General features: G+C 70.5%; 27 protein-coding genes. 21 read left to right on the forward strand and 6 right to left on the reverse strand.

The annotated features are described in order from the left end of the window. Nucleotides 1-33: 33 nt before the first annotated feature. The gene (locus ACZ53K_RS33480; RefSeq protein WP_468844171.1) at nt 34-2,676 is read right to left on the reverse strand and encodes a hypothetical protein; all 2,643 of its coding nucleotides are present in this window, start codon (nt 2,674-2,676) and stop codon (nt 34-36) included. Nucleotides 2,677-3,648: 972 nt separating this feature from the next. Here ACZ53K_RS33480 and ACZ53K_RS33485 point away from each other — a divergent pair. Further along, nucleotides 3,649-4,392: a hypothetical protein gene (locus ACZ53K_RS33485; RefSeq protein WP_468844173.1), complete on the forward strand. Its 744-nt coding sequence runs from the start codon at nt 3,649-3,651 to the stop codon at nt 4,390-4,392. 197 nt (nt 4,393-4,589) lie between these two features. On the opposite strand, the gene ACZ53K_RS33490 is transcribed toward ACZ53K_RS33485, so the two are convergent. From ACZ53K_RS33490 to ACZ53K_RS33500, 3 genes are all read right to left on the reverse strand, one after another. Beyond that, nucleotides 4,590-6,164, reverse strand: a complete 1,575-nt coding sequence (locus tag ACZ53K_RS33490; RefSeq protein ID WP_468844176.1) for an RNA-guided endonuclease InsQ/TnpB family protein — start codon at nt 6,162-6,164, stop codon at nt 4,590-4,592. Nucleotides 6,165-6,499: 335 nt separating this feature from the next. Beyond that, nucleotides 6,500-7,261: a GntR family transcriptional regulator gene (locus tag ACZ53K_RS33495; protein WP_468844178.1), complete on the reverse strand. Its 762-nt coding sequence runs from the start codon at nt 7,259-7,261 to the stop codon at nt 6,500-6,502. Between the two features lie 2 nt (nt 7,262-7,263). Further along, nucleotides 7,264-7,794 carry a GntR family transcriptional regulator gene (locus tag ACZ53K_RS33500; RefSeq protein ID WP_468844180.1) on the reverse strand — a complete coding sequence of 177 codons (531 nt, stop codon included), beginning with the start codon at nt 7,792-7,794 and terminating at the stop codon, nt 7,264-7,266. Nucleotides 7,795-7,957: 163 nt separating this feature from the next. Here ACZ53K_RS33500 and ACZ53K_RS33505 point away from each other — a divergent pair, with 163 nt between their 5' ends. The 19 genes from ACZ53K_RS33505 to ACZ53K_RS33595 all read left to right on the forward strand — a co-directional run bounded on the left by ACZ53K_RS33505 (nt 7,958) and on the right by ACZ53K_RS33595 (nt 22,755). Beyond that, on the forward strand, nt 7,958-8,182 hold the full coding sequence (locus tag ACZ53K_RS33505; protein WP_468844182.1) for a helix-turn-helix domain-containing protein: 225 nt from the start codon (nt 7,958-7,960) through the stop codon (nt 8,180-8,182). A 425-nt stretch (nt 8,183-8,607) separates the two neighbouring features. Continuing rightward, on the forward strand, nt 8,608-9,219 hold the full coding sequence (locus tag ACZ53K_RS33510) for a hypothetical protein (RefSeq protein WP_468844184.1): 612 nt from the start codon (nt 8,608-8,610) through the stop codon (nt 9,217-9,219). A 107-nt stretch (nt 9,220-9,326) separates the two neighbouring features. Continuing rightward, nucleotides 9,327-9,491: a hypothetical protein gene (locus ACZ53K_RS33515; protein WP_468844186.1), complete on the forward strand. Its 165-nt coding sequence runs from the start codon at nt 9,327-9,329 to the stop codon at nt 9,489-9,491. 148 nt (nt 9,492-9,639) lie between these two features. Then, nucleotides 9,640-9,984, forward strand: a complete 345-nt coding sequence (locus ACZ53K_RS33520) for a hypothetical protein (RefSeq protein ID WP_468844189.1) — start codon at nt 9,640-9,642, stop codon at nt 9,982-9,984. 32 nt (nt 9,985-10,016) lie between these two features. Continuing rightward, the gene (locus ACZ53K_RS33525) at nt 10,017-10,403 is read left to right on the forward strand and encodes a hypothetical protein (RefSeq protein WP_468844192.1); all 387 of its coding nucleotides are present in this window, start codon (nt 10,017-10,019) and stop codon (nt 10,401-10,403) included. 162 nt (nt 10,404-10,565) lie between these two features. Further along, on the forward strand, nt 10,566-11,087 hold the full coding sequence (locus tag ACZ53K_RS33530; protein WP_468844195.1) for a WhiB family transcriptional regulator: 522 nt from the start codon (nt 10,566-10,568) through the stop codon (nt 11,085-11,087). Next, on the forward strand, nt 11,084-11,224 hold the full coding sequence (locus tag ACZ53K_RS33535) for a hypothetical protein (RefSeq protein WP_468844197.1): 141 nt from the start codon (nt 11,084-11,086) through the stop codon (nt 11,222-11,224). Before ACZ53K_RS33530 ends, ACZ53K_RS33535 begins: the two co-directional genes overlap by 4 nt. A 298-nt stretch (nt 11,225-11,522) precedes the next feature. Continuing rightward, complete coding sequence (locus ACZ53K_RS33540) at nt 11,523-11,714, forward strand: DUF5999 family protein (RefSeq protein WP_468844279.1); 192 nt, start codon at nt 11,523-11,525, stop codon at nt 11,712-11,714. 101 nt (nt 11,715-11,815) lie between these two features. Further along, on the forward strand, nt 11,816-12,664 hold the full coding sequence (locus tag ACZ53K_RS33545; protein ID WP_468844200.1) for a hypothetical protein: 849 nt from the start codon (nt 11,816-11,818) through the stop codon (nt 12,662-12,664). A gap of 239 nt (nt 12,665-12,903) precedes the next feature. Continuing rightward, the gene (locus tag ACZ53K_RS33550; RefSeq protein ID WP_468844203.1) at nt 12,904-14,577 is read left to right on the forward strand and encodes a DUF2637 domain-containing protein; all 1,674 of its coding nucleotides are present in this window, start codon (nt 12,904-12,906) and stop codon (nt 14,575-14,577) included. A 35-nt stretch (nt 14,578-14,612) separates the two neighbouring features. Next, on the forward strand, nt 14,613-14,774 hold the full coding sequence (locus ACZ53K_RS33555; protein WP_468844205.1) for a hypothetical protein: 162 nt from the start codon (nt 14,613-14,615) through the stop codon (nt 14,772-14,774). A gap of 125 nt (nt 14,775-14,899) precedes the next feature. Continuing rightward, entirely contained in the window at nt 14,900-15,418 is a 519-nt protein-coding gene (locus ACZ53K_RS33560) for a hypothetical protein (RefSeq protein WP_468844208.1), read from the forward strand. After that, nucleotides 15,415-15,723: a hypothetical protein gene (locus ACZ53K_RS33565; protein ID WP_468844210.1), complete on the forward strand. Its 309-nt coding sequence runs from the start codon at nt 15,415-15,417 to the stop codon at nt 15,721-15,723. The genes ACZ53K_RS33560 and ACZ53K_RS33565 overlap by 4 nt, the downstream gene beginning before the upstream one ends. A gap of 562 nt (nt 15,724-16,285) precedes the next feature. Then, nucleotides 16,286-18,532: an ATP/GTP-binding protein gene (locus tag ACZ53K_RS33570; RefSeq protein ID WP_468844212.1), complete on the forward strand. Its 2,247-nt coding sequence runs from the start codon at nt 16,286-16,288 to the stop codon at nt 18,530-18,532. A gap of 16 nt (nt 18,533-18,548) precedes the next feature. Then, nucleotides 18,549-18,968, forward strand: coding sequence for a conjugal transfer protein TraB (locus ACZ53K_RS33575; RefSeq protein WP_468844215.1), 420 nt, complete (start codon nt 18,549-18,551; stop codon nt 18,966-18,968). An 80-nt stretch (nt 18,969-19,048) separates the two neighbouring features. Continuing rightward, complete coding sequence (locus ACZ53K_RS33580; protein ID WP_468844217.1) at nt 19,049-21,175, forward strand: chromosome segregation protein ParM; 2,127 nt, start codon at nt 19,049-19,051, stop codon at nt 21,173-21,175. Nucleotides 21,176-21,255: 80 nt separating this feature from the next. Further along, entirely contained in the window at nt 21,256-21,444 is a 189-nt protein-coding gene (locus ACZ53K_RS33585; RefSeq protein ID WP_468844219.1) for a hypothetical protein, read from the forward strand. Between the two features lie 61 nt (nt 21,445-21,505). Next, a complete protein-coding gene (locus ACZ53K_RS33590) occupies nt 21,506-22,081 on the forward strand; it encodes a DUF6197 family protein (RefSeq protein WP_468844222.1) in 576 nt (191 codons plus the stop codon). Between the two features lie 197 nt (nt 22,082-22,278). After that, nucleotides 22,279-22,755, forward strand: coding sequence for a DUF7919 family protein (locus ACZ53K_RS33595; RefSeq protein WP_468844224.1), 477 nt, complete (start codon nt 22,279-22,281; stop codon nt 22,753-22,755). Nucleotides 22,756-23,206: 451 nt separating this feature from the next. Here ACZ53K_RS33595 and ACZ53K_RS33600 read toward each other — a convergent pair whose 3' ends face one another. Next, nucleotides 23,207-23,584 carry a hypothetical protein gene (locus tag ACZ53K_RS33600; RefSeq protein WP_468844227.1) on the reverse strand — a complete coding sequence of 126 codons (378 nt, stop codon included), beginning with the start codon at nt 23,582-23,584 and terminating at the stop codon, nt 23,207-23,209. A 90-nt stretch (nt 23,585-23,674) separates the two neighbouring features. Next, nucleotides 23,675-24,253: a YrhB domain-containing protein gene (locus ACZ53K_RS33605; RefSeq protein WP_468844230.1), complete on the reverse strand. Its 579-nt coding sequence runs from the start codon at nt 24,251-24,253 to the stop codon at nt 23,675-23,677. 266 nt (nt 24,254-24,519) lie between these two features. Here ACZ53K_RS33605 and ACZ53K_RS33610 point away from each other — a divergent pair, with 266 nt between their 5' ends. Next, complete coding sequence (locus ACZ53K_RS33610; protein WP_468844233.1) at nt 24,520-24,999, forward strand: hypothetical protein; 480 nt, start codon at nt 24,520-24,522, stop codon at nt 24,997-24,999. The last annotated feature ends 76 nt before the right edge of the window (nt 25,000-25,075 follow it).

The following is a 25,075-nucleotide window of genomic DNA, read 5'->3' on the forward strand; positions in this document are numbered from 1 at the left end:
TCCCCTTTCAAGAGATCTGCCGCATCGGTCATGTCACGACAACCGCGACCAGCCACCAGCGACCATCCGGTCACGCGGACGATCAGCCTCCGTACCCACAGCACGTCCTGGGGCGCCGGCCGCCGCAGCGGCCATGGCGGCCCGGGCTTTCGCTGCTCCTACCGCGTACACGGCGACCCGGCCCCGCGGGACCGGCGCATCGGCCGGCGCCGGGCCCCGGGCGGCGAGCCAGGCGCTGCTGCGCACGGCGAGCAGGTGGCCGGCGGTGCGCCAGCGCGCCTCCTGTGCGACGGCCTCCGCTGCCTCCTCGGCGGCTTGGGCCGTGGGGTGCAGGTGACGGCGGCGCCGCTGCACGGCCCGGGCCTGCTCGGCTTCCTCCATGGCCTGCGGCCCGCGGCCGAGCGCCCACAGCGCCGACCGTCGGCACTTGTGCAGCAGGGATTCGGCGGCCAGCCGGCCCGTCACCGCGGCGGTCACCTCGTTCCCGCCGCCCGCCCGGGCCTGGTCGCAGGCGTGCTGGAGGTGGGCTCGTATCGCGGCCTCGGTGTCGTCGGACAGCCCCGCGGCCGCGCTGGAGCCCACCGGATGGCCGCAGCCGGCCACAACCGCGGCGACCGCCTGCCGGATCAGCGTCTCGGTCTCCTCCTGAGCCCGGCACACCCCGCACAGCCCGCCCGCATCCGGCGCCCCGCACCGCTGACACGGCCGGGCCCGGCGAGCCTGCTCGGCGGCCTTCGCCTCGACCCGGACCCACTGCGCGGCTGCCGCACGGGCAGCCTCGGCCTCGGCAGCCTGCCGACGGCGCTGCTCGTCACTGGCCAGATCCGCGGTCACCACGCCACGCAGCCGGCCCTCCACCGCCTGCCGACGGATCTCGGAGTCGGCGTCAGGCAGCTCGGCCCGCACCTGCCCCGCGACGCGGGCGCGGCGCTGGCGCCGGTCGGCGAGCAGGTCGGAACACCGCTCGCACGCGGCGCCGGTGGGCATCAGGACGCCTTCGTCGCAGCGGGCGTCGGAGCACGGGCTGGACCGGGGCAGGCCGCGGCCGAGCAGCCAGCCGACCGGGTCAGTCACCGCGTCCGGTCCGCCGGCCTGGGCCACCAGACGCCGCGTCAGCCGCGCGGCCAGGGCCCCGGCGGCGCAGTCCGGGCCGACGACGCCGGCGGCGTAGCGCAGTTCACGGCGGACCGCCTGCTCCACCACGCGGCGGGCCCCGGACGTTTCCAGCCGGGCCCAGAGCATCTGCACCGGCTCCAGGACCGCCTCGAGGTCGCCGCGCGGCCGCGGAATCTTGCCCCGCGAACCACTGGCGCGCCCCAGGCCGGACCTGGTGCGGGGCATGCGTGCATGCTCCTGCCCCGAGGGGGTCTTGGTCGAGGCTTGGCCCGCTACGGCCGCCTGGGGCTGTCCGTTCTGCTGAGGGACGGTGGCGTGGAGGCTGTTCGGCTTGTCCCCGCGCAGCGGGCCACCTGCACCCTCTGCCGCCTGCAGCTGAGCCTCGTCTCGGCTGTCCGCGGGCTGATCCTCACGCCCACACGCACGCTCCGGCAGACCACCGGACCCTCCACGGCCTTCGCCGGAAAACCCACAAGCACCCGCACCATCCCCCACCTCAACTGCCCCAGAAGCGTGACCCGTGTGAAGGTGTGCGGTATCCGCGCGGTCCGCTGACTCCGCCTCCACAGCCTCCACAGGACCCGAAACCCCAGTAACCCCACGGGCTTCGTCCTGCCCCGCAGGCCCAAGATCTCCGTGTGCGGTATCCGCGCGGTCCCGAATCCCCGCGGTTCCCGCTCCGTACGGCCGGCCGGCGTCCGTACGGCGGCCCCGCGCCTTCGCCACCGGCACCACACACACCCGGCCACGGCCGAGCATCCGCGACGCCGTCTCCCCCCGCACCGTCTGCACCAGCCCCGCACGCTCGAACCGGCCCAGCAGCCGGGCCGCGGCATCCGCGGAACACCCCAGCAGCCGCGCCACCGTGGCCGCCGGACGCCCCCGGTCACCGGCCACCGTGCCCGGACACAGCCGCAGCCAACCCGACGGAGCCGTCGACAGCACCATCAGCAACAGCCCCAGCCGGTCCATCGCCGCCCCCTTGCCGCACCGCCCCGCCAGCAGCCCCCGGCCCTGACCACCCCAGCCCGGAGCGAACAGCGCCTCGCACAGAGCCAGCAGCACCGCGAGCTCCGGACGCGACAAGGCCAGCGGCTGCCGCCGGTCCCCCGCCTCCTGCGCCCGCACCAGCGGCACGACCGCACAGTCCAGCGCCGGACACCCAGATCCGTTCAGCACCACGCGGTCGTCCAGGTCCCCGGCCTGACGCAGCTCGGGCAGCACCGTACGCGCCACCTGCTCCCGCCCCACCCCCAGCCACCGGCCCAGCTCACGCGTCTGGATCACGACCCGGTGCCCGCGGCCCGCGCGAGCCTTCGCCATCAACACCACGGTGGCCAGCCGCGCCCCGTACGACGCACCCGCCAACGCCGGACCATCCACCAGCGCACGCACCGCACCCAGCAGCCGCGCCTGCATGCTCTTCGTCAGCAGCAGCGGATTACCCAGACCCAGCTCCACCACCGGACCCGGCTGCTGGTCCGGCCGGTCCGGAACCGCCCGCAGCACCCGGCGCTGCCCCGGCACCCACCCCGCGGCCTCCACCGCGAGCGCGCTCACCGGGACACCCCGGCCGCAACGGACAGGCGCACCGACGCCGACCGACGCGCGACGGATGAGATCAGAGCAGGAAAGAAGCGGGTGAAGGTCGTCATCTGCCGACCTTCACCCGCTACGCCTGTGGATAGATTTCCGCGGGCCGCCGCTCCCGCCCCGCGAACCACCGTCTTGGGATACGGTCCCGCCAGGCGGGAAAACCGCGATACCGGGGCCGCCGCCGGACCGGCTGGCCGAGCCGCCGCCCGCAGGCATCGACGGCACCGTTCACGCCGACGGAACCCGACCGCGGACCGTACCGCCGCGCGCGGCACTGCAGCGAAAACCGACCGCGCGAGCGGACAAAACGGGCGCCGCGTCAGCAGGAGTGGCGCATTACACGCCATTCGGGCATGGGTGAGCTGACAGATGGCAGCAGTGTGCTGCATTATGGGGATGTCCTCGCTCCTAGGAGTGGGTACGACAAAGCCCCGCTTCGGTGGGGCAGCTCTGGGGAGAGCAAATCGCTCGGAGCGATGCCGGCGTGGCAGCCGGGTCAAACCGGGCGCTGGGACGGTCGGCAAACCGGACCAGCAGTACGGGCCGCGAGGCCGGGTGGTGTCGGCAAACACCTACCGGGCAGCGGCCAGGCGGTAGAGGAGGCCCCTCGGCAAAGGGGCCAGGCCCACCGCCTCGGAAGGACTACGTCATCTCAACCTCCGCGGAAGCGGTGGTGTGCCCGCACCCGGACCGGCGCGGAAGAACAAAGGCACCCATCAGCCGGAGCGACGCGCAGGTCATCGCTACTACGGCAGTGGGTGCCTTGTGTGTCTGGCGGAAGGGACGGGTACGCTTGTCCACGTCGAGACCAATCGTAGGTAGGTCTGCGGCCGTGCCCCGGAGTGCAGCCTCGCGGGGCTTAGCCATGTCCGTATTGATCTTATCTGCGGACACAGTACTTCCCGCACGGGGTGTAACGACACTCTGGGGCCCTCCGTGTCGGCCTTTCTCAGCGACGTCTTGACGTCCCGCCAGCTCGTCGGGACCGCCCTTGCCCGGCCCCTGCGGCGCGACCGGAGCGTGTTGACCGGCATGATGAGCGGCATGTACGTGACGTCGACTGATGCTGACCCCTTGGACGTGGAGACCTTCGCCAAGCCGGTACAGCAGCGCCGCTTCGCCGCAGCGATGGAGCGGATCGCTGCCGACCGGGCGCCCGGCACTCCCGTGCGCGTGTACATCAGCGCAGCACCCAGGATGATGAACAGTCCCAAGTGGGACAACTGGCTGGCCCAGATCACCGAGGAGCTGCCCGACGGCGTCGACATCCTCCACTACCGCAACGTCTTCACCGATGACCGCCCGTACGACTGGGACAGTCTCGTCCAAGAGATCGACGGCATCGTTATGGTCGGCAAGCAGAAGCGGGCCGGCAGCCGTGTGTACCTCTTCGGCCCCATCGCCCGACTCGAACTCCGCTCGCTCGTCGCGAGCAAACCCGTCCTGCTCTACGGGCACAACCTCGGACTCATCCCAGTCATCGACTGCAGGAGTCAGGTCCTTCCCCCCGAAGAAGCGCCTCGGCTGAAGCTCGTCGCACCGAAGCGCTGGCAGCCGAAGAGCAAGACGCTGAAGGCCGCCCTCACCGCCCTCAACCCAGATAGCGCGGCGAAAGAGAAGCACACGATCGTGCGAAATCATCTTGCTCATCCCTTCGTCGCGCCTTCGCACCGGGCGTAGCGCTGTGTCGCTGGCAGGAGCGAAAGCGGTTTGGCCACGAACCACGACGTGACCTCCGACCGTTCCGCACGCGCCTAGGTCAGACGCGCGTCGCTCTGGGTGCCTTCTCTGCTCGACCGTTCCGCACGCGCCTGGGTCAGACAGCACCCGCACAGAACGGAGACGACACCGTGCCGACCGTTCCGCACGCGCCTGGGTCAGACCCTTACCGACGTGGCACTTAGCTCACGCTTGGCTGTGTCTTCACCAGGGGCGAGGGACGCCAGCGAATCACTCCGCTGGGGTGACACCATGCCCGGAGGGCCGATGCCTTCTCGCTTCAGCGCACCCCGCCTTCCGCCCTGTGGGACGAGAGGTCTTACAGGTGCTCGGCGAGCGTTTCGTGTCTCCCCTGTGTCAGAGGCGACAGGCGAATCAAAGATCACGGCGTGGCGGGCGATGTTCCGCGCCGCGTTGTGATCTCGATCCATGCTCGATTCACAGTTGGTGCAGTGAAACACCCGGTCGTTCAGCGTCAGGCGTGGGTTTTGCCATCCGCAGTTCGAGCAGGTCTTGCTGGATGGCCACCAGCGGTCCAGGACCGCCAGCTTAGAGCCGTACCAGGAAGTCTTGTAGGTGAGCTGCCGGCGGACTTCACCGGGCGCGGTGTCGAGGATCGCCCGGTTCAGCCCGGCCTTCTGCCGGCCCCGTTTGCCGGGGGCCTCAAGGGTGCCGCGGGCGGAGCGGGTCATCCCGGCGATGTGCAGGTCCTCCACCGCCACCGTCGAAAACCGGGTCGTGAGCTGTTTGGTCATCGCGTGCAGCACCGTGGCCCGCCGCACTGCCACCTCATGGTGCAGGCGGCCAACCCGGCACCGTGCCTTATGACGGCGCGCCGAGCCCTTCTGCGTCCGGGATAGGGCCCGCTGCGCTTTCGCGAGCCGCTTCTCAGCCCTCGCAAGGTGCCGCGGGTTGTCCACGAACCGGCTCTCCGGCTCGTCCGCGTCCAAGGGCTGGGAGAGCGCAGCGAGGTACTTCACGCCGAGATCGACACCGACGCTGCCGCGCCTAGCCTGGGCCTTCGTCGGCTTGGCGGGCAGCTCAACGACGACCTTGCACAGCACCGACGCATACCAGCGGTGCCCACCCCGCGAGACGGTCACCGACTGCACCTGCGCACTGCCATGGTCCAGCAGCCGCACGAGACGCTTCGCGGAGTCGTGCAGCCGCACTTCACCAACCGTCGGCAGCCGCAACCTGCGGTACCCCACCGGCCGGATCCGGGGCCGCTTCACATCGTGATGCAGCCGAAACGCATCCCGACAGCGGCTCTTCTTCTTGAACCGGGGATAGCCCACTGCACGGCCAGCCCGCTTCCCAGCCACAGAGTCGAGCCAGTTCTGCCACGCCCGGTCCGCGTCGATGAACGCCGACTGAAACGCGTGCGTGTTCACCTCATGCCACCACGGACACGGCCGCTCCGGCCCCAGCACGCCCTCCGGCAGGCCACCCTTGCGTGAATCGCCTTTGATCAGGTTGAGGTGCTTCTGAATCTGAGGTTTCGACGGCACCGGCACCTTCACCCGCCGCCGCGCCTCCACATCCGGCATACCCTGGTCGACGAGCGCCTGGACCTGGCACCGCCACTCCGTGTGGGCAGCCACCTTCATGCCCAGCGCGTGATTGAACGCCCACCGCGCTGCCCCGGCGTGCCGGAGCAGCACCTCCACCTGGGCAGGACGAGGATCCAGCGTGAACCGGAATGCCTTGAGGACTTCCTGCTGCACGGCCATGAACCCCCTTCGTCTAGTCTCAACCCAACCGAACGACCGTGCTGGCTCCGGTCACGAGCGCACCTGTACAAGAGCGTGGGCTCCGAAAGCCCGCCAATGTGGCTCTGTTGGGTTGAGCTTCGTGAGAGTGCCAGTCTTGAGGTGTTCCGACGGATGCGCTCGGCCATGCGGCGAGCCCTCCAGGGGCAAGGCGTGGGTGCTTCCACCCGGCCGTTGCTGCTGCTTGAGCGATTGCTCACGACCGTAGGCCTCGATCGCATTTATAGCAAGGTGGCGAGTCGGTGGGCCCCAACTCACTCTCACTGTTGTTCGAGGGCATTGCGTCACTCTGTCGGTCAGTACGTCGGCAGGTGGTACCCCATCTTGTAGAGGTGGCCGGGCTTGATCAGCTCGGTGACCTCGACGGCTCGCCGGTTGTCGGAGTAGACGATGCGAAAGATTTCCAGGACCGCCACGTCGCCGGGAAGCTCGAGATGCTGGTGCTCCTCCTGGGTGGCTTTGCGGGCGGCGACTTCGTCGGCCTGCTCCCGCGGCGGGTATCCCATCTCCCCGAGCAGTGTGGGAGAGCCGCCAGGGATTTTGCGGCGGTCGGCCAACCGTGTGCCTCTGGCGAGGTCGATCGGGTAGTACGAGTTGACGAGTTCCGCCGGCTCGTCGTCGATCAGTCCGATGCGTGACCGCAGCATGGCGGTGCCTTGCTCATCGAGTCCGAGCACCTTTGCGACTCGCTTCGGTGGCTTCACCTCTGCGACTCGCAGAATCTTGTTACTGCCGCGTTGGTCGCGCTGAGTGGCTTCACTGATCCAGCGGTACGGTTCGCCTGGCTCGGACGGCGCCATGTAGGACGCGGGAGAGATGGTCAGGGCGGCGTGCTCCCGAACGAAGACGCCGCTGCCAGATCGTCCCTCGATCAGCTCTTCATCCTTGAGCGTGGCCAACGCGCGCTGCACTGTCATGTTCGAGGTGCCGTACCGGTCCTGCAGGTAGCTGTTGCTAGGTACCTGGCTGCCGGGCTCCCATTCGCCAGCCATAATCGCTGCACGGATGTCTGCCGCGATTCTTTCGGCGATCGGCCGCTTGTCCTTGTGCCTGGTCAAGTTCAGTCAACCTCGATCTCGTATCGGATCCGTCGAGGCCCCTTCATGACCATCAGCGAAACCTCTATGGGGTCGCCGTCGGATGCTCGCGAGGTGCGGAGCAGTGTGAGTACGCCCTCGCCCGTCGCTAGGCCGAGTTGGTCACCTTCGCTGTCGGTGGCGGGGCGGACGCCGACTTCTTCGGTTACGAACCGCGGCACGTGACCAAGCTTCGCGAGGAGCGTCGGAGCTCCACCTCGAATCTTGCGAAGCTCGGCGAGGGGGGTCCCTGCGGCGACATGAAGGGGGTACCAGGAGTCGGTCAGCTCAATGGGCGCGCCGTTGACGCACATGACGCGCCGTCGCACCACGGCCGCCTCGTCGGTGTCCAGGTTCAGGGCGCGTTTCACCTCGGGTGGTGGTGGCGCTTCCCCTGCCTCGATCAGTCGCTGCGTGCCGCCGCTGCTGGCACTCTCCGCGGTCCATGCGTCGACATCGCCTGGATCTCGTGGCGTCACGTACGGGAGTGACTCTCCCGTCCACTTGCTGCTCATTCGTCACCTCCTCGTTGGAGTTGGCCGTCGCGGCGGCGGGCGCCGCGATAGTCCTGACCTCCACCTTAATCCCTTGATTGTCACAAGAGAGAGGCTGGTGCCAGCCTTTCGCGCCTCGCAAGCCTTGATATAAAACCTATCGAGCAAGTATGGTTGCTGCCAGATGCGAAGCTTGCGATCGGAGGACTTGGTGCTGAGTGTGAAGGAGGTCGCAACGCGCTTGAACGTGCATCCGGCGACCGTCTATAGGTGGATCAAGGTCGGACACATGAAGGCCTTGCGACACGGCAAGCCTTATGAGCCCAGCGATGAGCAGCGTGCCGGTGGCGCGATCCGCATCCCGGAGTCCGAGCTGAACCGTCCGCCCGAGTCTGCGGAGGCCGTCTAATGATCGCCTGCGCCGCCGAGCCGATCCGCCTCCCGCAGCTCACCACGCAGTTGCGCGTCGAGCCGTCGGTCGCGACAGCGCCGGTGCTGCTCGCGGCCTAACCCGCCGGGTCTTCGGGCCCGGCTCCCCCACCCGGAACCGCCCCCGCGGGCGGCGCCGGATGAGGGAGCCGGAACGTCGGTTCCTCGCAAGAGCACCACCGCAGTAGTCGTCCGCCCCTCGGGGCGGCCGGGGTAGCCCCAGCTTGCTGAGGGCGTGAGAGCACCATCGAACTCCCCCGGAGCCTGACGGCACGACGACTGCGTGCACGTCGCAGCGCTGTGCGCTGTCTGTCCTGCGGGACGCCGGCCTCGTGCCGTGCGGCCCGGAGGGCGGAGAGAGCATCGCGATCCGCGTCCCCGCCGCTCCGTCCCTGAGGAGGCCTGATGTCTGCTTCGACCCTTGAGCGCACCGCTCGTCCCCGCCGGAGCCGGACCCGCTCCTGTGCCGTCAACGCCCGCCCGGCACTCGCCGTCTCCACCCTCAAGCCCCACCAGTACGACTTGCGCCCCGACTGCGCGTCGCTGGTCTGCCCCGACTGCGAGACGTGGGTGCCGATCACCGGCCTCCAGACCAAGAAGCCCAAGCTCGTGCCGCACGACACTGGCCGTGCGGGCACGGACGCGGCCGTCCGCTGCCGCCTGGGCAGCAACCGCCTGATCACCGTTGACATGACGGTCAAGAAATGGCAGGAGCGTCTGGTCGGCGGCGCCTCGGAGACCGTGCACCGCCGCCGGACCACCGTGCGGCGCAAGCCGAAGGTCGCGCCCGCCCCGGCCGTCAGCCAGATCGCCGTGCAGAAGCAGACGGCGACGACGGTCGGCGACTCTGGCGACGGCCGGCCCCTGTGGCTACTGCGCGAGATGAAGTGGGCGTCGACCGAGTCCGCGGTCCGCGACGCCGACACCCGCCGCACGCAGCTGCCCGACGGTGACGCGCCGCTGGGAGCGCCGCCGGTACCGCTTAAAACGCTGCGCCCCGAGCGCCGCGTGAGCTGACCCGCTCTGAACGAACGACCACGGCCCGGGCGCCCCGCACGTGAGCGGAGCGCCCGGGCCGTGGCTGCTCGCCCGGCGGCCGTTCCTGACGACGTGAGGAGCACTCCATGCCTGTTCCGACCGACCCCCGCACTCCCCAGCAACGCGTTCAGGACCAGCTGACGGCGGCGCGTCGCACGCTGGCCGGGCCGAGCCTGTCCCGTTCGGAGCGGGTCCGGCTGGCCGACCGCATCCACGACCTCACCGAGCAGGCCAAGCGCTTCGGTATCTGATCTGCCCCGCGACGAACGACCACGGCCGTCCCCGCCCGCAGTTCTGGACGGGGGCGCGCCGTGGCTGTCCGTACGGCAGTCGACAGCCCCCGGGGAATCGCACTCCCCGGGGGCTGATCTCACGCACTGGACCACTTGGGAAGCCCAGATGGACATCAGCATTGCACGGCCGCTTGCCCCTGCCGCGGCGCAGTTCCTCCCCGTGACGGGCGAGGCCTCGCGGCAGGAGGTCGAGGCGCAGATCGGTCCGCGTCGCAGGGGCGCGATCTACCAGAACACGGATGGTGCGTTCGAGGTGCTGTCGGTGGTCACCGATCCCGTCGAGGCCCGCGTGTTGCTGCGCCGGGAGAGCGCGCGGTGGGCGCTCATCGTCCGCGACGTACTGCGCGCGGGCGGCGAGCCGTTCGCCGTCGGGTCGGTGTGGAGCGTCTCCGACCACCTGGTGCGCGAAGCACCGGACCGCACCCGCAGCAGTTGGGGCACCGCGGCGTGACAGCAGCCGCTGAACCGAGAGGAACGATCACCATGCAGACCACCCCGGACGCCTTCTGTTCCGCGCACGGCGACATCACCACTTGGTCCGCCGCCGACTTCGAGGGCTACGAGCACATGCTGGAGGCCGCGAGCCCGGTCTACGCCGAGGCCGCCGCGAGCGACCGCATCATCGTCGGCCGTCACGCCGAGGGCAGCACGGTCGTCGCAGACCTGGCTCTTCGGCCGTTCATGGCGAGGACCACGGGCAGCGGTAAGAACCCGGCTGTCCCGGTCGCTGTCGTGCTTCAGCAGATCCGTGAGCAGCTGGCCGCGACACGCCGAAAGCTCGTGGCCACGCACCTGTCGCGTTCGCAGCGACGGGAGATCGCCGATCGGATCTGGGAGCTGTCCGAGGCCGAGCGTCGCCTGACGGCGTAGCCGGTACTGCGGCGAACGACCACAGCCGTTCCTGTCCAGCACCGTACGGACGGGAACGGCTGTGGCTGCTCGGCGACGAGTGGTCAGCACAGAGACGGCCCCGGAGATAGCGCTCCGGGGCCGTCGGCAGGTCGACACCCTTTAGCGAGAGGAACGCGACCCGTGACCATCATGGCAGTGAGTGCCGCTCAGGCCCAGGCGATGCGGCGGCCGGCCCTGCAGGCCGCCGTCGACGCCCAGGCGCGCTGCGCGGAGAAACCCGACAACACCACGGACGAAGCGAACCAGCACCTGTGGTTCCGCGGTGACGGCGAGAAGCTGGCCGTCTGGCACATTCGTGCGGCCTACCTGCGCCGGTACTGCACCGGCTGCCCTGTCCTTCAGCAGTGCCGGGAGCTGGCGCTGCGCGAGGGTGACGGCGACATCAACCGTGGCGACGACATGGTGCGCGCCGGGCTGACCACGCAGGAGCTGGGGCACCTGGCCCGGGAGCAGGAGATCCGGCTGGTGGAGGCCGCGGCCGCGGACCGGCTGGCCGCCGAGCAGCGCCGGGCGGTCAACCAGGCGGCGGTGCGCGTCATGCACGCTCTCAAGCCCACTGGCCCGGTGCAGGCGGCCCGCACGGAGTTGGCCGCCGCGGTCGCGGCACGGCGCGCCAGTAACGGTTGGGGGCGTGCGGCATGAACCACCAGCCCGCCTCCAAGGCACCCGTACGGACTGCGGAGCAGCTGCAGACGGAGCAGGCCGACCTCTTCCTGCGTCTGGCCCGTGAGGCCGATGCCCGGCTCGCCGACCGTCGTGACCAGGACGGCAAACGGTGACCGGGGCCTGCCAGGCCGCCCGGATCGTCCGGGGTCTGGCCGCGCTGCGCTGGACGTGCTGGATCTGCGGTGTGCACGTGGACGACTACCTCACGCGCTGTCCGATTCAGCACTGACCAGCCATCCGTTGCCCATGGGGGCCGGCCGTCCGCACGACGGGCGGCCGGCCAGCTCTTTGCACGTCTCCGGCCCGGTACAGCACCGGGGTCTTCCTCCCCCGCCAGGAGTCTCAATGACGACCACCCGACCCGACTCCGCGACGACCACCCCCGGCACGGCTCCGCGGCTCCCGGAGTCGCTGTGTCGGCACATGCCGCCGTGCCCGACCGCCGACAGTCCGGACCGTGAGGCCGCCCGCGTTGTGGCCCGCCACCCGGAGCAGGGCTGGAGCCTGTTGTGCAACGCCGTCCTGCTGTTCGAGGACACCGGCGAGCTGCTGCCCGACGGGCAGGTCATCGCTCCGCACCGGTGCCTCGGGGCCGCGGCCTGACGGCTGCCTGATCCGCCCGCACCGACCACCCATCTCCTGGTGGCCGGTGCGGGGGGTGACGGGAGCCGGACAGTCCGGACCGATCGCAACAGGGGGTTTTCATGACCTGGTTCATCAGCAAGCGCCGGCACGCCGAACGTGCCCAGTACGCCGCTCGTGTCCAGGCGGTGCAGGGTCGGCTGGCCCGCGTCAAGAGCGACCGAGATGGTGCGACCGCTGCCGCCAGCGCCGCTGTCATCGTCGCCGGCTCGCTGGCTGACCGCGTCGGCCGGCTGGAGCGTGACCTGGCCACGGAAAGGGCCCGTGCTCGGCGGTACGGCGAGGCTTTGGACCGCGCCGACACCGATCTGGACCGGGCCGCGGTTGAGGTCCGCGAGCTGCGGCGCATCCGGACCCTGCTGGAAGATGCGCTCGGCTACTACCTCGAGGCTGATGGCGGGTCGGTGCATGTGCTGGTGCGCGACGGGCGCCTGCACAGTGTTCACCGCTCGGAGGCGGACGCCGGGCAGGCTGTACGCCAGGCCGATCCCATGGTGGAGGACCTGTCGGCGTGGAGGCCGCGGGAGGGAGCCGACCCGGCCGTCGGCTGGTGGCACGCGACAGGCGCTCTGCCGCCGGTGCCGGACCCGCCGCAGGCCGCGGCCATCGAGGAGTATTACCGGGCCCTGGAGGCCCGCAAGCCCGCTGTGCTGCCACCGGGGCGGGCGGATGAGCACGGCAGCTACGACCCGGATGTCCTGGCCTCCCATCTCGCCACCGGCTGCCCGGACTGCGTGGACGGGCTCGGCGAGGTGGACAACCTGGTACTGGTCCACGCCCACCAGGCGGCCCGTGACGCCGGATCCCTGGCGGCCGCCGACCGCATCCAGCGGGAGGTGGCGCGCCGCGCTTGCGCCGGGCAGGGCACCGCAGCGCTGAGGGCGCTCACGCAGTCGGCGTCTCCCGCCTGACTTCGTGCCCGCCCGGCGGGAGCGGCAGGCAGTTTCGAGCCCGCCCCGCGGCGCGCCTTGGACCGGTCGTCCGCTTCCCGGGCGGCCGGTCTCTTCGTGCGCCCGCAGCGGGTAGAGCCACTGCCTGGTTCGCCGGCAGCCGTCTGTACCGAGCGCCGTTTCGGGAACGCACCGCCGCGTTTCGGGAGCACCGGCCGCTGTTTCGCCCCCACCTGAACCACCCCTTCTCGGAGGCCCTCGTGACGATCACCGAACTGCCGCAGACCGCGGCTCCCGACATCTCCGCTTCGCGCCCGCCGACCGCCGTTTCGGGCGCGCCGGAGGCGACTTCGGCAGCAGCCGGAACCGGTTCGCGCCCGCAGAAGCGGAAGACGATCAAGCCTGGTCGTGACCGGCTGATGACGGCACTGTCGCTCGCCGCTGCGATCGGCGGGACGGTGGTTGGCGTCATCGGCTTCGCCATGTCCTACAGCACCCTCGCCAAGGTCGCCCTGGCCTGGGGCTTCAGCGTGGAACTGGCCCCGTGGTTCCCGGTCGGAGTGGATGCATCCATCCTTGCGTTCCTGGCACTGGACCTGTTCCTGATCCGCAAGGGCATTCCGTGGCCGGTGCTGCGCCTGGCCGCGCACGGGATGACTGCCGCCACGATCTGGTTCAACGCCTCTTCGCAGGGCGTGATCGCGGCCAACCCGGTCAAGGCCGCCAGCCACGGTGTCATGCCGGTCCTGTTCGTGATCGGGGTGGAGGCTGCCCGCCGCCTGGTCATCAAGAAAGCCCAGCTCGAAGCGGGTACGCATGCTGACCGGATCCCGCTGCTGCGCTGGGTGCTGTCCCCGCTGGCGACGCCGCGGTTCTACCGCCGGATGCGGCTGTACGGGGTCACCTCCTACCCGGAGATGATCCGGCGTCAGCAGGACCTCATCGCCTACGAGCAGTGGCTCAAGCGCAAGTACGACGGGGACCTGGGCAAGGCGAGCGACGACGAGAAGCTGCCGATGAAGATGGCGGCCTACGGTTACACCGTCTCGCAGGCTCTCGCACTGCCTGAGCAGCAAGAACGCCAGGCGCAGCAGCGTCAGGAGGAGGCCGAGCGCCGGCGCTTGGAGGCTGAGACGCGCCAGGAGCTCGCCCGGAGGCAGGCCGAGGCCGACCGCCTGGAGGCGGAGGGCAAGTTGGAAACCGTCCGGGCCCGCATCGAGGGTCAGACCGGGCAGGCCCGTGCACAGGCCCGGGCTCAGGTCAGCGCTGCAGAGCGGGCAGCTGAGCTGGAGGAGGCGGCGCTGGAGACGGCTGTCACCGCCGAGGCCCGCGCCCGCGAGGCCGAGGCGCAGCGCAAGGAAGCCGAGGAGCGCAAGGCCAAGGCCGCCGCTGATGTCCGTGCGGCGGAGCTGGAGCGCCAGGCGGCACAGAAGCGGAAGGAGGCGGCGGAGGCCGACCGGGTCGCCGCGGCCGAGGCGCAGGCGATCGAGACGGCGGAGATCGCGGAGGCCCGGCGGCGTGCTGCCGAAGCCGACCGGGCCGCTGCCGAAACGGAGAAGGCCGCTGCCGAAACCCGCCGTCGTGCTGCCGAAGCCGACCGGGCCGCGGCGGAGGAAGCCGAGCGGAAGGCGGTCGCCGACGCCAACATCCAGGCGGCCCGCAAGCGTGAGGCCGACACCGAGCAGGCCGCTGCCGAAGTCCGGCTCGCCGCTGCCGAAGTCGAGCGGCGCGCGGTCGAACTCGAGGACGCAGCGAAGCTCACCCCGCGCGAGCGTGCGATCCGCAAGGTCGCCCGGATGATCCTCGCCGCCGGGTCGGCCCCGTCGGGGGTGACGCTCACCGACATCCAGAGCGAGACGGCGGTCTCCCCCGGCACCGCTTCCGAGTACCGCCAGGAGGCAGCCGAGCTGCTCCGCCAGGGCTACCGCCCGTGAGCTGACCTGCGAACCACCGAGGAGAGGAGTTCGTCATGAGCATCTTGGAGTACGTGATCGGCTGGCTGCTGGTCTTGTGGCTGCTGGCCATGTTGCTGGTCACGCCGCTGTTCATGGCCCACCACCGCACGCTGGACGACCACGGCCCCGGCTGCTGGTGGTGCCACCCGCGCCTGCTGCCGCGCAAGCGGCGCTGACCCGCGCCTGCCGGCACCACCAGTGAAGGCCAGCCCAGGGCAATTGGGCTGGCCTTCGCTGCGACTGCCGGAAGCAGTCCACAGCCCCCCGAGTACAGCAGATCCGACCCCTGCGGAGGACCCCCGTGAGCACCGAGAAACCCGGAAAGCCCCTCACCGACGAGAACGGGAAGCCGTTCTTCGACGATCCGAACGCGGCGCTGCGCGGGATCGCAGAAAATCCCGCCGCTTACGCGCGCTACCTCGCGGACTTCAACCGGGTCGTGCTGGACATGCAGGCCCAGTTGGAGGCCCTTCAGCACGAGACCCGCGTGCACTGCCGCGGAACCCGGGTGGAGGGCGACAAGAGGAGCCAGGCCTTCCTGCGGTCCTTTCCGGTGGAAAAGTCCCTGCACGACGTCATCAGGAACCTCAAGAAGGCCGTTGCCGGGCTGGAAAAGAGCGCCCACCGGCGTTACGCCCACGACGAGAAGGTGAAGGAGGTCAAGAAGCAGCGGAAAGAAAAGATCCAGCTCAAGCAGCGGAAGCAAAACCCGCAACTCCAGGCCGCCCCCAACCCGCCACAGAAGGAAGCGCAAAGCGGCAACCTTGGATGCGATGGTCCCACGTCGATTTACGACATGGGTATCCGGGAGTCGGCGTGACGCGCCCCCTTACCAGCGTCGAGCGCTCGATTCGCGGGCGGAATGGCTGGCTGCAGGAGGAAGAGCGCAAGGCGATCGAATCGCGTGGCGAGAGGGGCCGGATGGAGTTCTGGCTCCGCGTCACCCGCTCGCGTATCTCCAAAGACATCAAAGCCGGTCGCGGCGATGTCATCGCCGGATTCACCAGCGTGTGCCGCCTGTTCAAGCTCGCGATGGACAGGCGGGCTGAGGGCGACGCGCGGCTGTGGAACCACCTCATGCAGTACACGGCACAGGTGCTGGAGCAGCACGGCCCGCGTCACTGAACGTCACCACCGAAGGCCCCGCCGGACGCCGGCGGGGCCTCGCGCGCGTAAAGCGTGCACCCGTGCACGTGCACGCGCGTGCACACGAGACCCCACGCTCTGTCAAGCCCCTGGAGGGAGGTGCACTGTGTCCGACGAGTCCGATGAAAACGGCGGGGGACGCCTGGTCCGCGGCCCCTGGAGCGGTGATTCCTCATACGCACCGCCGCCGATCCCTGATTTCGCCGACACCATTCTGTCGCCGGACGAGATCCCTGCGGAGTCACCGCAGCTGGCGGGAGAAACGCCAAGGGAACTGCCGCCGATTCCATCTGCACCGGACCCGGTGAACTCACTGCGCACGGATGGATTTGCGGCAGCGGAAACCGATGAAGAGGACGGTGAATACGAGGAGGGTGAGTATGTTCAGCCTCGTTCTCTCGCCGACCGTCTCGGTGACTGGCTCGAGTACCGGATCGCCGTAGGCCGGGCTCGTCTGGACGAAGAGGCCCCGTACCGCGAGGCGGAAATAGCGCGGAAAGTCGCCCTGCTCGAAGCGAGAACCGCCAGGGAAAACGGGCTGTTGGACGCGCAGAACAAACTGCGCCAGGCCCATTTCAAGGCGCAGGCCGACCGGGCGGGCGCCCAGGGCAAGTCTGACGCGGCCGCCGCGAAGTCGGGCCGGTCCGCTGCCGGGATGGGAACCGACAAGGGAGGCCGGGGCAAGACGTCGTCCGGATCCGGCGGCGGCACCAACGGCTCCGGCCGGGGAGCCGGCGGCCGCGGCCCGGCGACCAACAACTCCGGCTCCGGTTCCGGCGGTAAGGGGCCTGGCCGCTCCAACGGCAACGGCAACAGCAGCGGTACCGGGGGCGGGAAGGGCTCCGACCGCTCGGCCGGCGGCCGCGACCAGCGCGGCAAGGGCAAGGACTCCCCCGGCCGCGGCTTGGGGGCGGGCGGCGCGTCCGGCGGCGCCGGAAAGGGCTCTGATCGCTCCCCCGGCGGCCGTAACCGCCCCGGCGGGGGCAAGGAGTCATCCGGCGCCTCCAAAGGTCGCCACAACGGCTCTGGCGGCTCCGGCAGTTCAGGCAAGGGCGGTTCGAGCGGGGGCGGCAGAGGCGGTTCGAAGAACAACGGGGGCGGCAGGGGCGGAGGCAAGGCGGACGGCAGCAAGGGCGGCAGGAACGACGGCTCCGGCAAGGCGCCGGACGCCTCCGGCTCCAGCGCGGCCGCGGAACGCCGCCGGGGCCGACAGGAGCGGGCCGCGGACCGGCAGGCCGCCAAGGAGCAGCGGCGCGCCGCCGACCAGGCCGCCAAGCTGGACGGCCGCTCCAAGGACCGCGACCAGGCCCGCGCCCGCAAGCAGACCGCATGGGAAGAACGCCGGGCGAAGAAGGCCGAGCGTGACGCCGCGCGGAAGGCGAAGAAGCAGCAGGCCGCGGGCGCCGGCCGTACCACGCTGGGCGCGGCCCTGGCGGAGGAAGCCCAGCGGCGCTGGGACCAGCGCCGCGCCGCCGACCAGGACAAGCCCGGTAAGGACGGCGGCAAGACGAAGGACGTGCCCGGTGACCGGAAGGTCGACCTGACCAAGGACAAGAAGGACCGGGGCGACACGCCGGAGAACAAGCCCGGGGGCGGCAAGGCGGCTGATGCGGCCGATGAGGACAAGACCAGCAAGAAGGGCGATTCCGACACCCCGAAAGTCGACCTGCCCAAGGACCCGAAAGATCAGGGCGAAGATGACAAGGGGCCCGGAAAAACACCGAAGGACGAGCCCAAGAACAAGGACAAGGACCGGCCCCAGGACAAGGACGACGACAAGAAGGCGCCTGACGACGGCGACGCCGGCAAGGACACCGGCGCCAAGGACGATGACGCGCCCAAGGACGGCGGCGCTGAACCGCAGGCCAACGCCCCGAAAGACAGCTCCAAGGCCCGCAAGTCCCGCAAACGCAAGCGGCGCAGGGGCAAGAAGGCCGGCACGGAGCCGTCCGGAACCGGCGCGGCGGATCCCAAGGACGCCGCACCGGGCGCGGACGGCGCCGGGCCCGGGGAGGGCCCGTACGACAACCCTGACGGCGTCGCAGATGACGAAGCCCGGGAGGACCTGTGGTGGCGGGAGGCCCTCCACAGGATCCGGTTCCGCAAGCAGGAGCACGGGCCGAAGCCAGAGAACGACGCCGAGCCTCCCGGGACACCGGGCCCGCCGCGGACCGGGCCGCTGTGGGTTCCCATGGACCGACCCGACCGGCCGGGCCAGCCTCCGCGGTCCTCGCCGTTCCGGGGCCCGGCCGAGGAGGACATTCCGGATGCGGACATCGTGCCGCCCCGGGCCCTGGCCCCTGCCCCGGAGCCGCACTTCGAGCGGCCCGGCACCACCCGACCCACCCCCAAGGAGAGCACCGTGCCCGCGGACGTCAGCACCGCGTCGGGCCAGGGCGGCCTGGCCGCGCAGCACCGTACCGACATCACTTTCGATGAGTACCTGATGGAGATGGCCAACATCGCGGTGCGGGCGGCCGCCAACCGCGACCGGGCCGTGGAACTGGCCCACGCGCTGAAGCTGGTCGCCGACGCGCTGCGGGAGATGGCCGCCGACCTGATCAACGACCACAACATCTCCACCCAGGTCACGCAGCTGGTCCTGGACCTCGCCGACGCCGCGGGCCGCATGAAGGTGCAGGCCGAGCGGTGTGCCGTGGAGTGCGGCACCGCCGCCGAGGCCGCCCGCCTGGTGGCCGCCCGCGTCGCCCGGGTCTACGGCGAGGACATGCAGGAGGTCGAGGACAGGGGCCTGCAGTACGCCTCCGCCGCCGTCCACCACGACTGAGACAAGGAGCAGCTCGATGAGCAGTGAACTGGAACCCCGCAAAGCCGATGCCCCGGCGGCGGCCGCGGACGGCGACAACCGCTACAAGTCCCTCCAGGCCAAGCTGGGCCGTCTGGCACGGGCCATGGACGACGCCACCGTCGAACTGGGCATCTTGCGCAGCGACATGCGCACCACCGCGCAGCGGGCCCAGGACCTCGCCGGCCTGATCGACGACGCCGACCTCGACCCGAAGTACGTGGACATGACCTCGGAGGTGTCGACGGCCCTGGGCGGCGCGGCCGTCCAGGCCCGCAGGCTGCACCAGACGGCCGAAGAGGTCTCCGCGCTGGCCTACGACACCCGGCACAACCACGCCCAGCTCTACGAGGGCCTGGACACCATCCGCTCCGGGCGCAGGGACCGCACGCCCAAGCCCGGGTTCTTCATCCGCTGACCTCCCCTATCGCCCCGCCAATAGGCGGCCCCGCATACAGCGCGGGGCCGCCCGTGCCCGTTTCCGCGAAGGAGCAACCGGTGACCACGCCGCGCAGCGTCGTGCTCGAACGCCTCGCCTACACCCTCGCCGCGCCTGCGCTGGCCGTGGCCCCCAATCTTTTTCCCGACAGCCCCGTCAACATGGTCGTGCAGCTGGCCGGCGCCGCCGGAATCGGCGGCTTCGTCCTGGCCGCCAAGGGCGAGGAGACCGGCGCCGGACGCAAGATTCTGCGCTGGTCCCCGCTGGTGGGGGCCGCCGCCGTCGACATCGCCGCCAAGCACACGGCCGGCTGGGGCCCGTACGGGCTGGACGCCCTGCTCGCCGGCGGGTGGGCGGCCGCCGGCTGCCTGGTGATGCCCTTTGCCCGGCACGCCCGCCGCCGCCACCGCCCCGCCCTCGCCACCCCCGCCCCGCAGCTCCGGCCCCCCGAACCGGAGTCGTCCCCGGCGCAGCCGGACGACGGCGCCGACCCGCTCACCCGCGACGCGCGGACGCTGTGGGAGCGCGCCGGAACGCCCGCCCGCACCCACATCGTCAAGGCCACCCGCCACCCCGGCATGCAGCACGACCTCACCATCCTGCTGCGCGCCTCGGAGACCGGACGCCCCATCACCGGCCTGTCGGAAGCCGACGTCGCCGCCGCGTTCGACATCCACGCCAAGGACGTGGAGTTCGCCGACGTCGCGATCCAGCCCGGCCGCCAGGGCGGCCCCGGCTGGCTGGAGGCCCGCCTCACCCCCGAGGCGAACACCCGCCGCCGCAAGGCCCCCACCGACCAGGAACGCTGGATCGACCGCGTCGCCGGGCCCCGGGGCGGCGCGCCCGGCTCCGTCCTGGTGCACACCACCCGCGACGGCGAACGCGGGGTGACGTTCTACCGGGCGAGGATGGCCGACGCCACCGAGACCCCGCGCATCGACCTGGCCAAGGTCTGCCGCGGTCTGCAGCTCAAGGACGACGACTCCTGTGTCTTCGTCCTCATCGACGGCGCCGAGTTCCTGATCAGCGCGTTCGACGAACCGCCGCTGTCGCAGATCTTCTCCGCCACCCGGGACCTGCTCACCCCCGATGCCAAGGGCATGTTCGTGTGCGGGTTCACCATCACCGGCCAGCCGGTGAAGAACATGGTCTTCCAGCACGACAAGAACGCCGCCGCACACGGCCTGATCCTCGGCGTTTCCCGCTCCGGCAAGACGCAGTACTTCGCGATCAACATGGCCGCCCAGTCCCTGGCGGGCCAAGTGGTGTGGCTGTCGACCGTCCGCAAGGACGAGAAGACCACCACACTCGGGCAGCACATCGACCGGCAGGGCTCGACCGCGCTGTGGATGGCCCGGCAGCTGCGGGCGGCGAAGGCGTTGTGTGAGATCCGCGCGGAGATGCCCTGGCCGCACGACGGCAAGCCGCACGACTACAAGCCCGGCGACCCGCGCTGCCCGTACCGGCAGCTGAACGTGTACGCGGACGAGTTCATGACCGCCGCCCAGGACACGGACTTCGGTGAGGACATCCAGACCAACGGCGACGACCTCACCGTCACCGGCCTGAAGTACGGCATCGGCTTCAACCCCGCCGGCCAGTCGCCGTTTGCGCACAACGGGTTCTCCACTGAGATGAAGGACAACCTGCGCCAGAACAGCCGCCCGGTCATTTTCAACATGGGCAGCCCCGGCGCCACCCGCAAGGCCGCCGAAGGCACCATGGAAAACCCCTACGACGTGCCGACCATCCCCGCCCGCTACTCCCGCCAGGAAGGCTCCGCCATCGAGCGGGCCATGCGCGGGGAGGCCGACCCCGAAAACGGCGTCTCCACCGGCGGCGTCGCCGTCATCGTCCTCGACAACGGCCGCGCCGTCCTGATGCGCAGCCTCTACGCGGACTTCGACACCGACCTCGCGCACCTGTTCCCCGACGAGGCCAACCGGCTCACCGACTACGAGATCCGCGAGCTGGAAAAGCGCGGCCTGTGGGGCGACTGGAACCGCGAACCCGAGCCCGGCGAGTTCTGGCCCGCCCCCAAGGACGACGACGGCTCATCACGCCGCCGCGGCGGCGGTGCCAAGGGCGGCGGTGGCAGGCGCGGAACCGCACCCAGCCGCCATACCGAGGAGATCACCTCAACCCGCCAGGCACTGGAAGCCATCAAGCACCTCACCGACGCCTGACCCACGCCGCAACCCCACCCGCCCCGCAGGGCCCGGCCACCGGCCGGGCCCCGCTCCTACCTGGAAAGGACACACCGCCCGTGGCCGTATCGCTCTCCGTCGTCGTCCTGCTCGGCATCATCGTCTTCGTCATGATCCGCAGCGGCTGGGTCCGCCTGTGGCCCGCCCTGGCCTGCGCCGGGTTCGGCTTCTACCTCGCCTCCACCGGTATCGCCCCCGTCATCCGGAACGCGAGCGTCGCCGTCGCCGGCTGGATCGCCAGCATCTGACACCGCCCCGCCATCGGCGTCAAAGACCCTCCCCCGCACGTTCGACGCCGCAGGAGCGCCGATGCACCGCACCCCGACCAGCCCCACCACCCACCAGCCCGCCCCGGCCCCCCAAAGCGCCAGGGCATCCGAGCGGACGGCGAACCTGTCCCTGGAGGACCGCCTCACCCTCATCGACGCCGCGATGACCGTGAAACTGGACGAGGCCGCCGTCGCCTACGAGGTCAACACCACCCACCTCGCCACCGAACCCGTCGACCTGGCCGACGTCGTCACCGGCCCCACTGGCCCCGCCGGCCCGGCCGGGACCGCGGCCCGGCCGCTGCCCGAGCTGTATCCGACACCGGTCGCCGCCCTGCTCCAGCGCGCCCACCACCGCCTGCTCACCGACGGCTGGTGCACCGGCACCCTCGTCGACACCGACGGCGCCCGCTGCCTGTACGGCGCCCTCCACGCCGAAGCCGGTGGCAACCAGCGCCTGCTCACCGACGGCCTGGACGTCCTCCTGGACGCCATCCGCAGGCGGTTCGGCGACGTGGAGTCCGTGCCCGCGTTCAACGACGCCTTCGGCAGCCCCCGCGTCCCGCTGCGCCTGCTCGGCCAGGCCGCGATCCTCGCCGACGCCCGCGGCCTGTAACCCGCCCGGGCCACCTGCCTCGCCCCCGAACGCACACAGCCGGGCGCGGGCCAGGCCGTCCGGCCTGCGCACCACCCACCACCTACCACCGCCTCGATACCGAGTGAGAAAGCCGCCCGCCCTGCAGACCGACGACCAGACCACCGGCAGCCAGCGCCTCTGCCTGACGAAAGTCTCGCCGCGGCGATGATGTGCGGGTGTTCTACGAAGATCTCAGCGAGTACGACTACCAGGACGAGGACGTGTTCCCGGACAGGGCGTCGGGCTTCTACGCTCTCTGGTACCGCCCGGCGTACACCCGCCTGAACATCGGTTGGCTGGAAGCCGGCAAGCCGTACTCGACAGGGACCGTTGCCACAGCATTCGCGGAGAAGCTGAAGGCTGTTCAGGAGGTCCAGTGGATGAACGTCTGTCTCGGCGTCCACGAGTGCGACCTGTGTCCTGAGGACGAGGCTCCGGAAGGGAACGGGGAGGTGCGGATTCCGGGCGGGCCCGGCATCGCATATGCCGCTCCGTTTCTGATCACGCACTATGTCACCGTCCACGGCTACCGGCCGCCTCAGGCCTTCATGGATGCTGTTCTCGCTATCGACCTCGACGCATGGGCCGCTACACGGTGGCCCGACGTCCCCTTTCCCTGGGTTCCGGGTGACGCGGAACGCATGCTGGAGTAGCGGCGGGCGAGGACCGGACAAGCCGCCCGGCCCCCGCCGCGCCGTCTCCTGCGCCCGCCGACGCGTACGTACGACGTCGGCGGGGCGCGGTGCCGCCCATCTACCTGCTGGGGAGACCACTCGTGCTCATCCCCCGCCACCGTCCTCGTCGGCTGCCCGGCGCCTGGATCCGGCGATGCCCCGTCCGCAAGTGGCGCCGCCGTGCGGTGACGCGGGTGCGCGTAGGGAGGCGCTGCTGCCGGAGGCCGACCGGCGCATCACCCGGCAGTATCACGCTCGGTCGGAGGCAGCGGCAGACGGGATGAACACCCGAGGTCCGTCCAGCGCCTCGACGAGCTGCCGATCGACTGACACTCACGGTGCAGGGCTGACCTGGGAGTGCCTGGTCGGTCGGATCGCTCTACTTGCCACCGCCGGGTGGTTCTCGTTGTCACCTCCCGGGCGCAGGCGGTCAGCGCACGGTGAGCAGCACTTGGTCAGCGGGCGGCAGGGAATTCGGCATCGTATCGGTGATCCAGGCGAATTCCAGGGCCGCCAGGGTGGCACCCTTGTCGGTCCACACGAGCAGTTCACCGATGTACTCGCCGGACCGGTCTTGGACGTGCGCCTCGACAGGCACCAGTTCGGAGGGCATGGCCGAACGCTGCACCGGTTCCCGGACCCGCAGGTCGACGCTCACAGCCTCGGGCGCCCAAAGGGCGACAACCTCCGTCTGGTCAAGCTGGCTACGCAGATCGGAAGCACCAACGAAGTCGGCCGAAAGGATGTGCTCCAGCACGGCTCGCTCGGAGACGCTCAACGGACGAGGTTCGACGGGCAGGTGGGCCATACGCCCATTGTCCCAGGTCAACGTCCCGAATGACGGTTGGGATGCAGTCAGTGTCACGCAGCTCGATCAAGCGCCATCCGTCTCGGAAAGTCACAGTTGCTGACCGGCTCGGCTTGCTTCCCCGCTGATAATGGTCTCCACAGCGAGCACCGGGTTGAGAGGCTCCACCAACTGTGCGGTGGCCAGGGCCACCAGGTGCGCTGGAGCGTCACCTTCCAGCAGAGCGTGCACGTATTCGATGGCCTCCGCGGGCGACAGTACGGGCAGTCTTTGGCGCAGGGCCCGCACCGCGGGCATGCGCCCGTGCGTGGCGGCGGCTTCGCGCAGCGCGTCGTGCAGGTCGTCCACGGCGGTGCGTACCGGCAGCCCGCGTATCCGGGCTCGGTAGTCGTCCTCCCACGCTCCGGAGCCCGCGGAGGGGACGCCGATCCGGTGCAGTCCTCCGTCGATCCGGTCGACCAGGTACGGCCCGTTGCCCGCCAGCATCAACTCCGGGTTCCGGGTGCGCGCGAACTCCTCGGACGTCCAGCGGACGATCCACACCAACTCGTGCTCTTTGACGTCCGTTACCACCATGCGCAGCGGCTCCACCCCTAGAGCCCGCCACTTCTGGTATTCGCGCTCCAGTTCTTCTTCGACGGCCTGAACTGCGGCTTCTCGCTCGATCACGGGTGCAGCATCCCGTACGGGTCCCTCTGCCGACCAGCGAATTCGCACGGCCCAGAGCTCCGTGCGAGGGGCCTGACGGACCTTTTTGCCCAGGAATGCGACAGCCACGGAACGAGTGCTCTGCGCCAGTGCCGCTGAAGTATCTCCGGCCCCGTTTGGAGTGCCACGACGGCACCTCGGCCGGCTCGAACAGCTGTTGCTTCCCGCCGCGGACCTCGGTCGCGCACCGACTGGCCGCCTGTTCCGTCTCGGAAGGAGCCGTTCTGATGGAGATGGTCTTACCGGCCCTGATCGGTCTGGCCGGTGTCGTGATCGGCAGCGTGCTCCAGCAGCGCGCTGTGGTCCGCAGCGCGCGGGACGCCGACCTTACCGCCCACCGGCAGACCGTCCGGGACACGATCGTCCGCCTCGCGTACGCGCTCAGCGTGTACCGCGGCCACCTCTACACCCGCTGGGACCTCGCCCACAGCACCACCGCCACCCCGGCCCAGACGGCTCAGGCCCGGGAGACCAGTCACGCCTCGCGCGGCGAGATCACCCTCGCGCTCTACGGGCTGTATGCGCTTACCCAGGACCGCGCGCTGCTGGCCGCCGCCGACGCCGCGGTCGCCGTGACGTACGCGGTCAAGGCCAAGGGCGAGGACCTGGCGACCGTCACCGAGCCGGAGCTGGCCGCACGACGGCAGCGGGCGATCGACGCCGACAACGCACTCCTCGCCGCCAGCACCGCACGCCTGACTCCCTGACCACCAGGCCGCCCGGGCGGCCGCCTCCCAAGTCCTTTCCCCACCCCTCGCACCGTCTTGTCTCACAGAGGAGCTC

This window comes from Streptomyces sp. NPDC033221 (assembly GCF_055577005.1).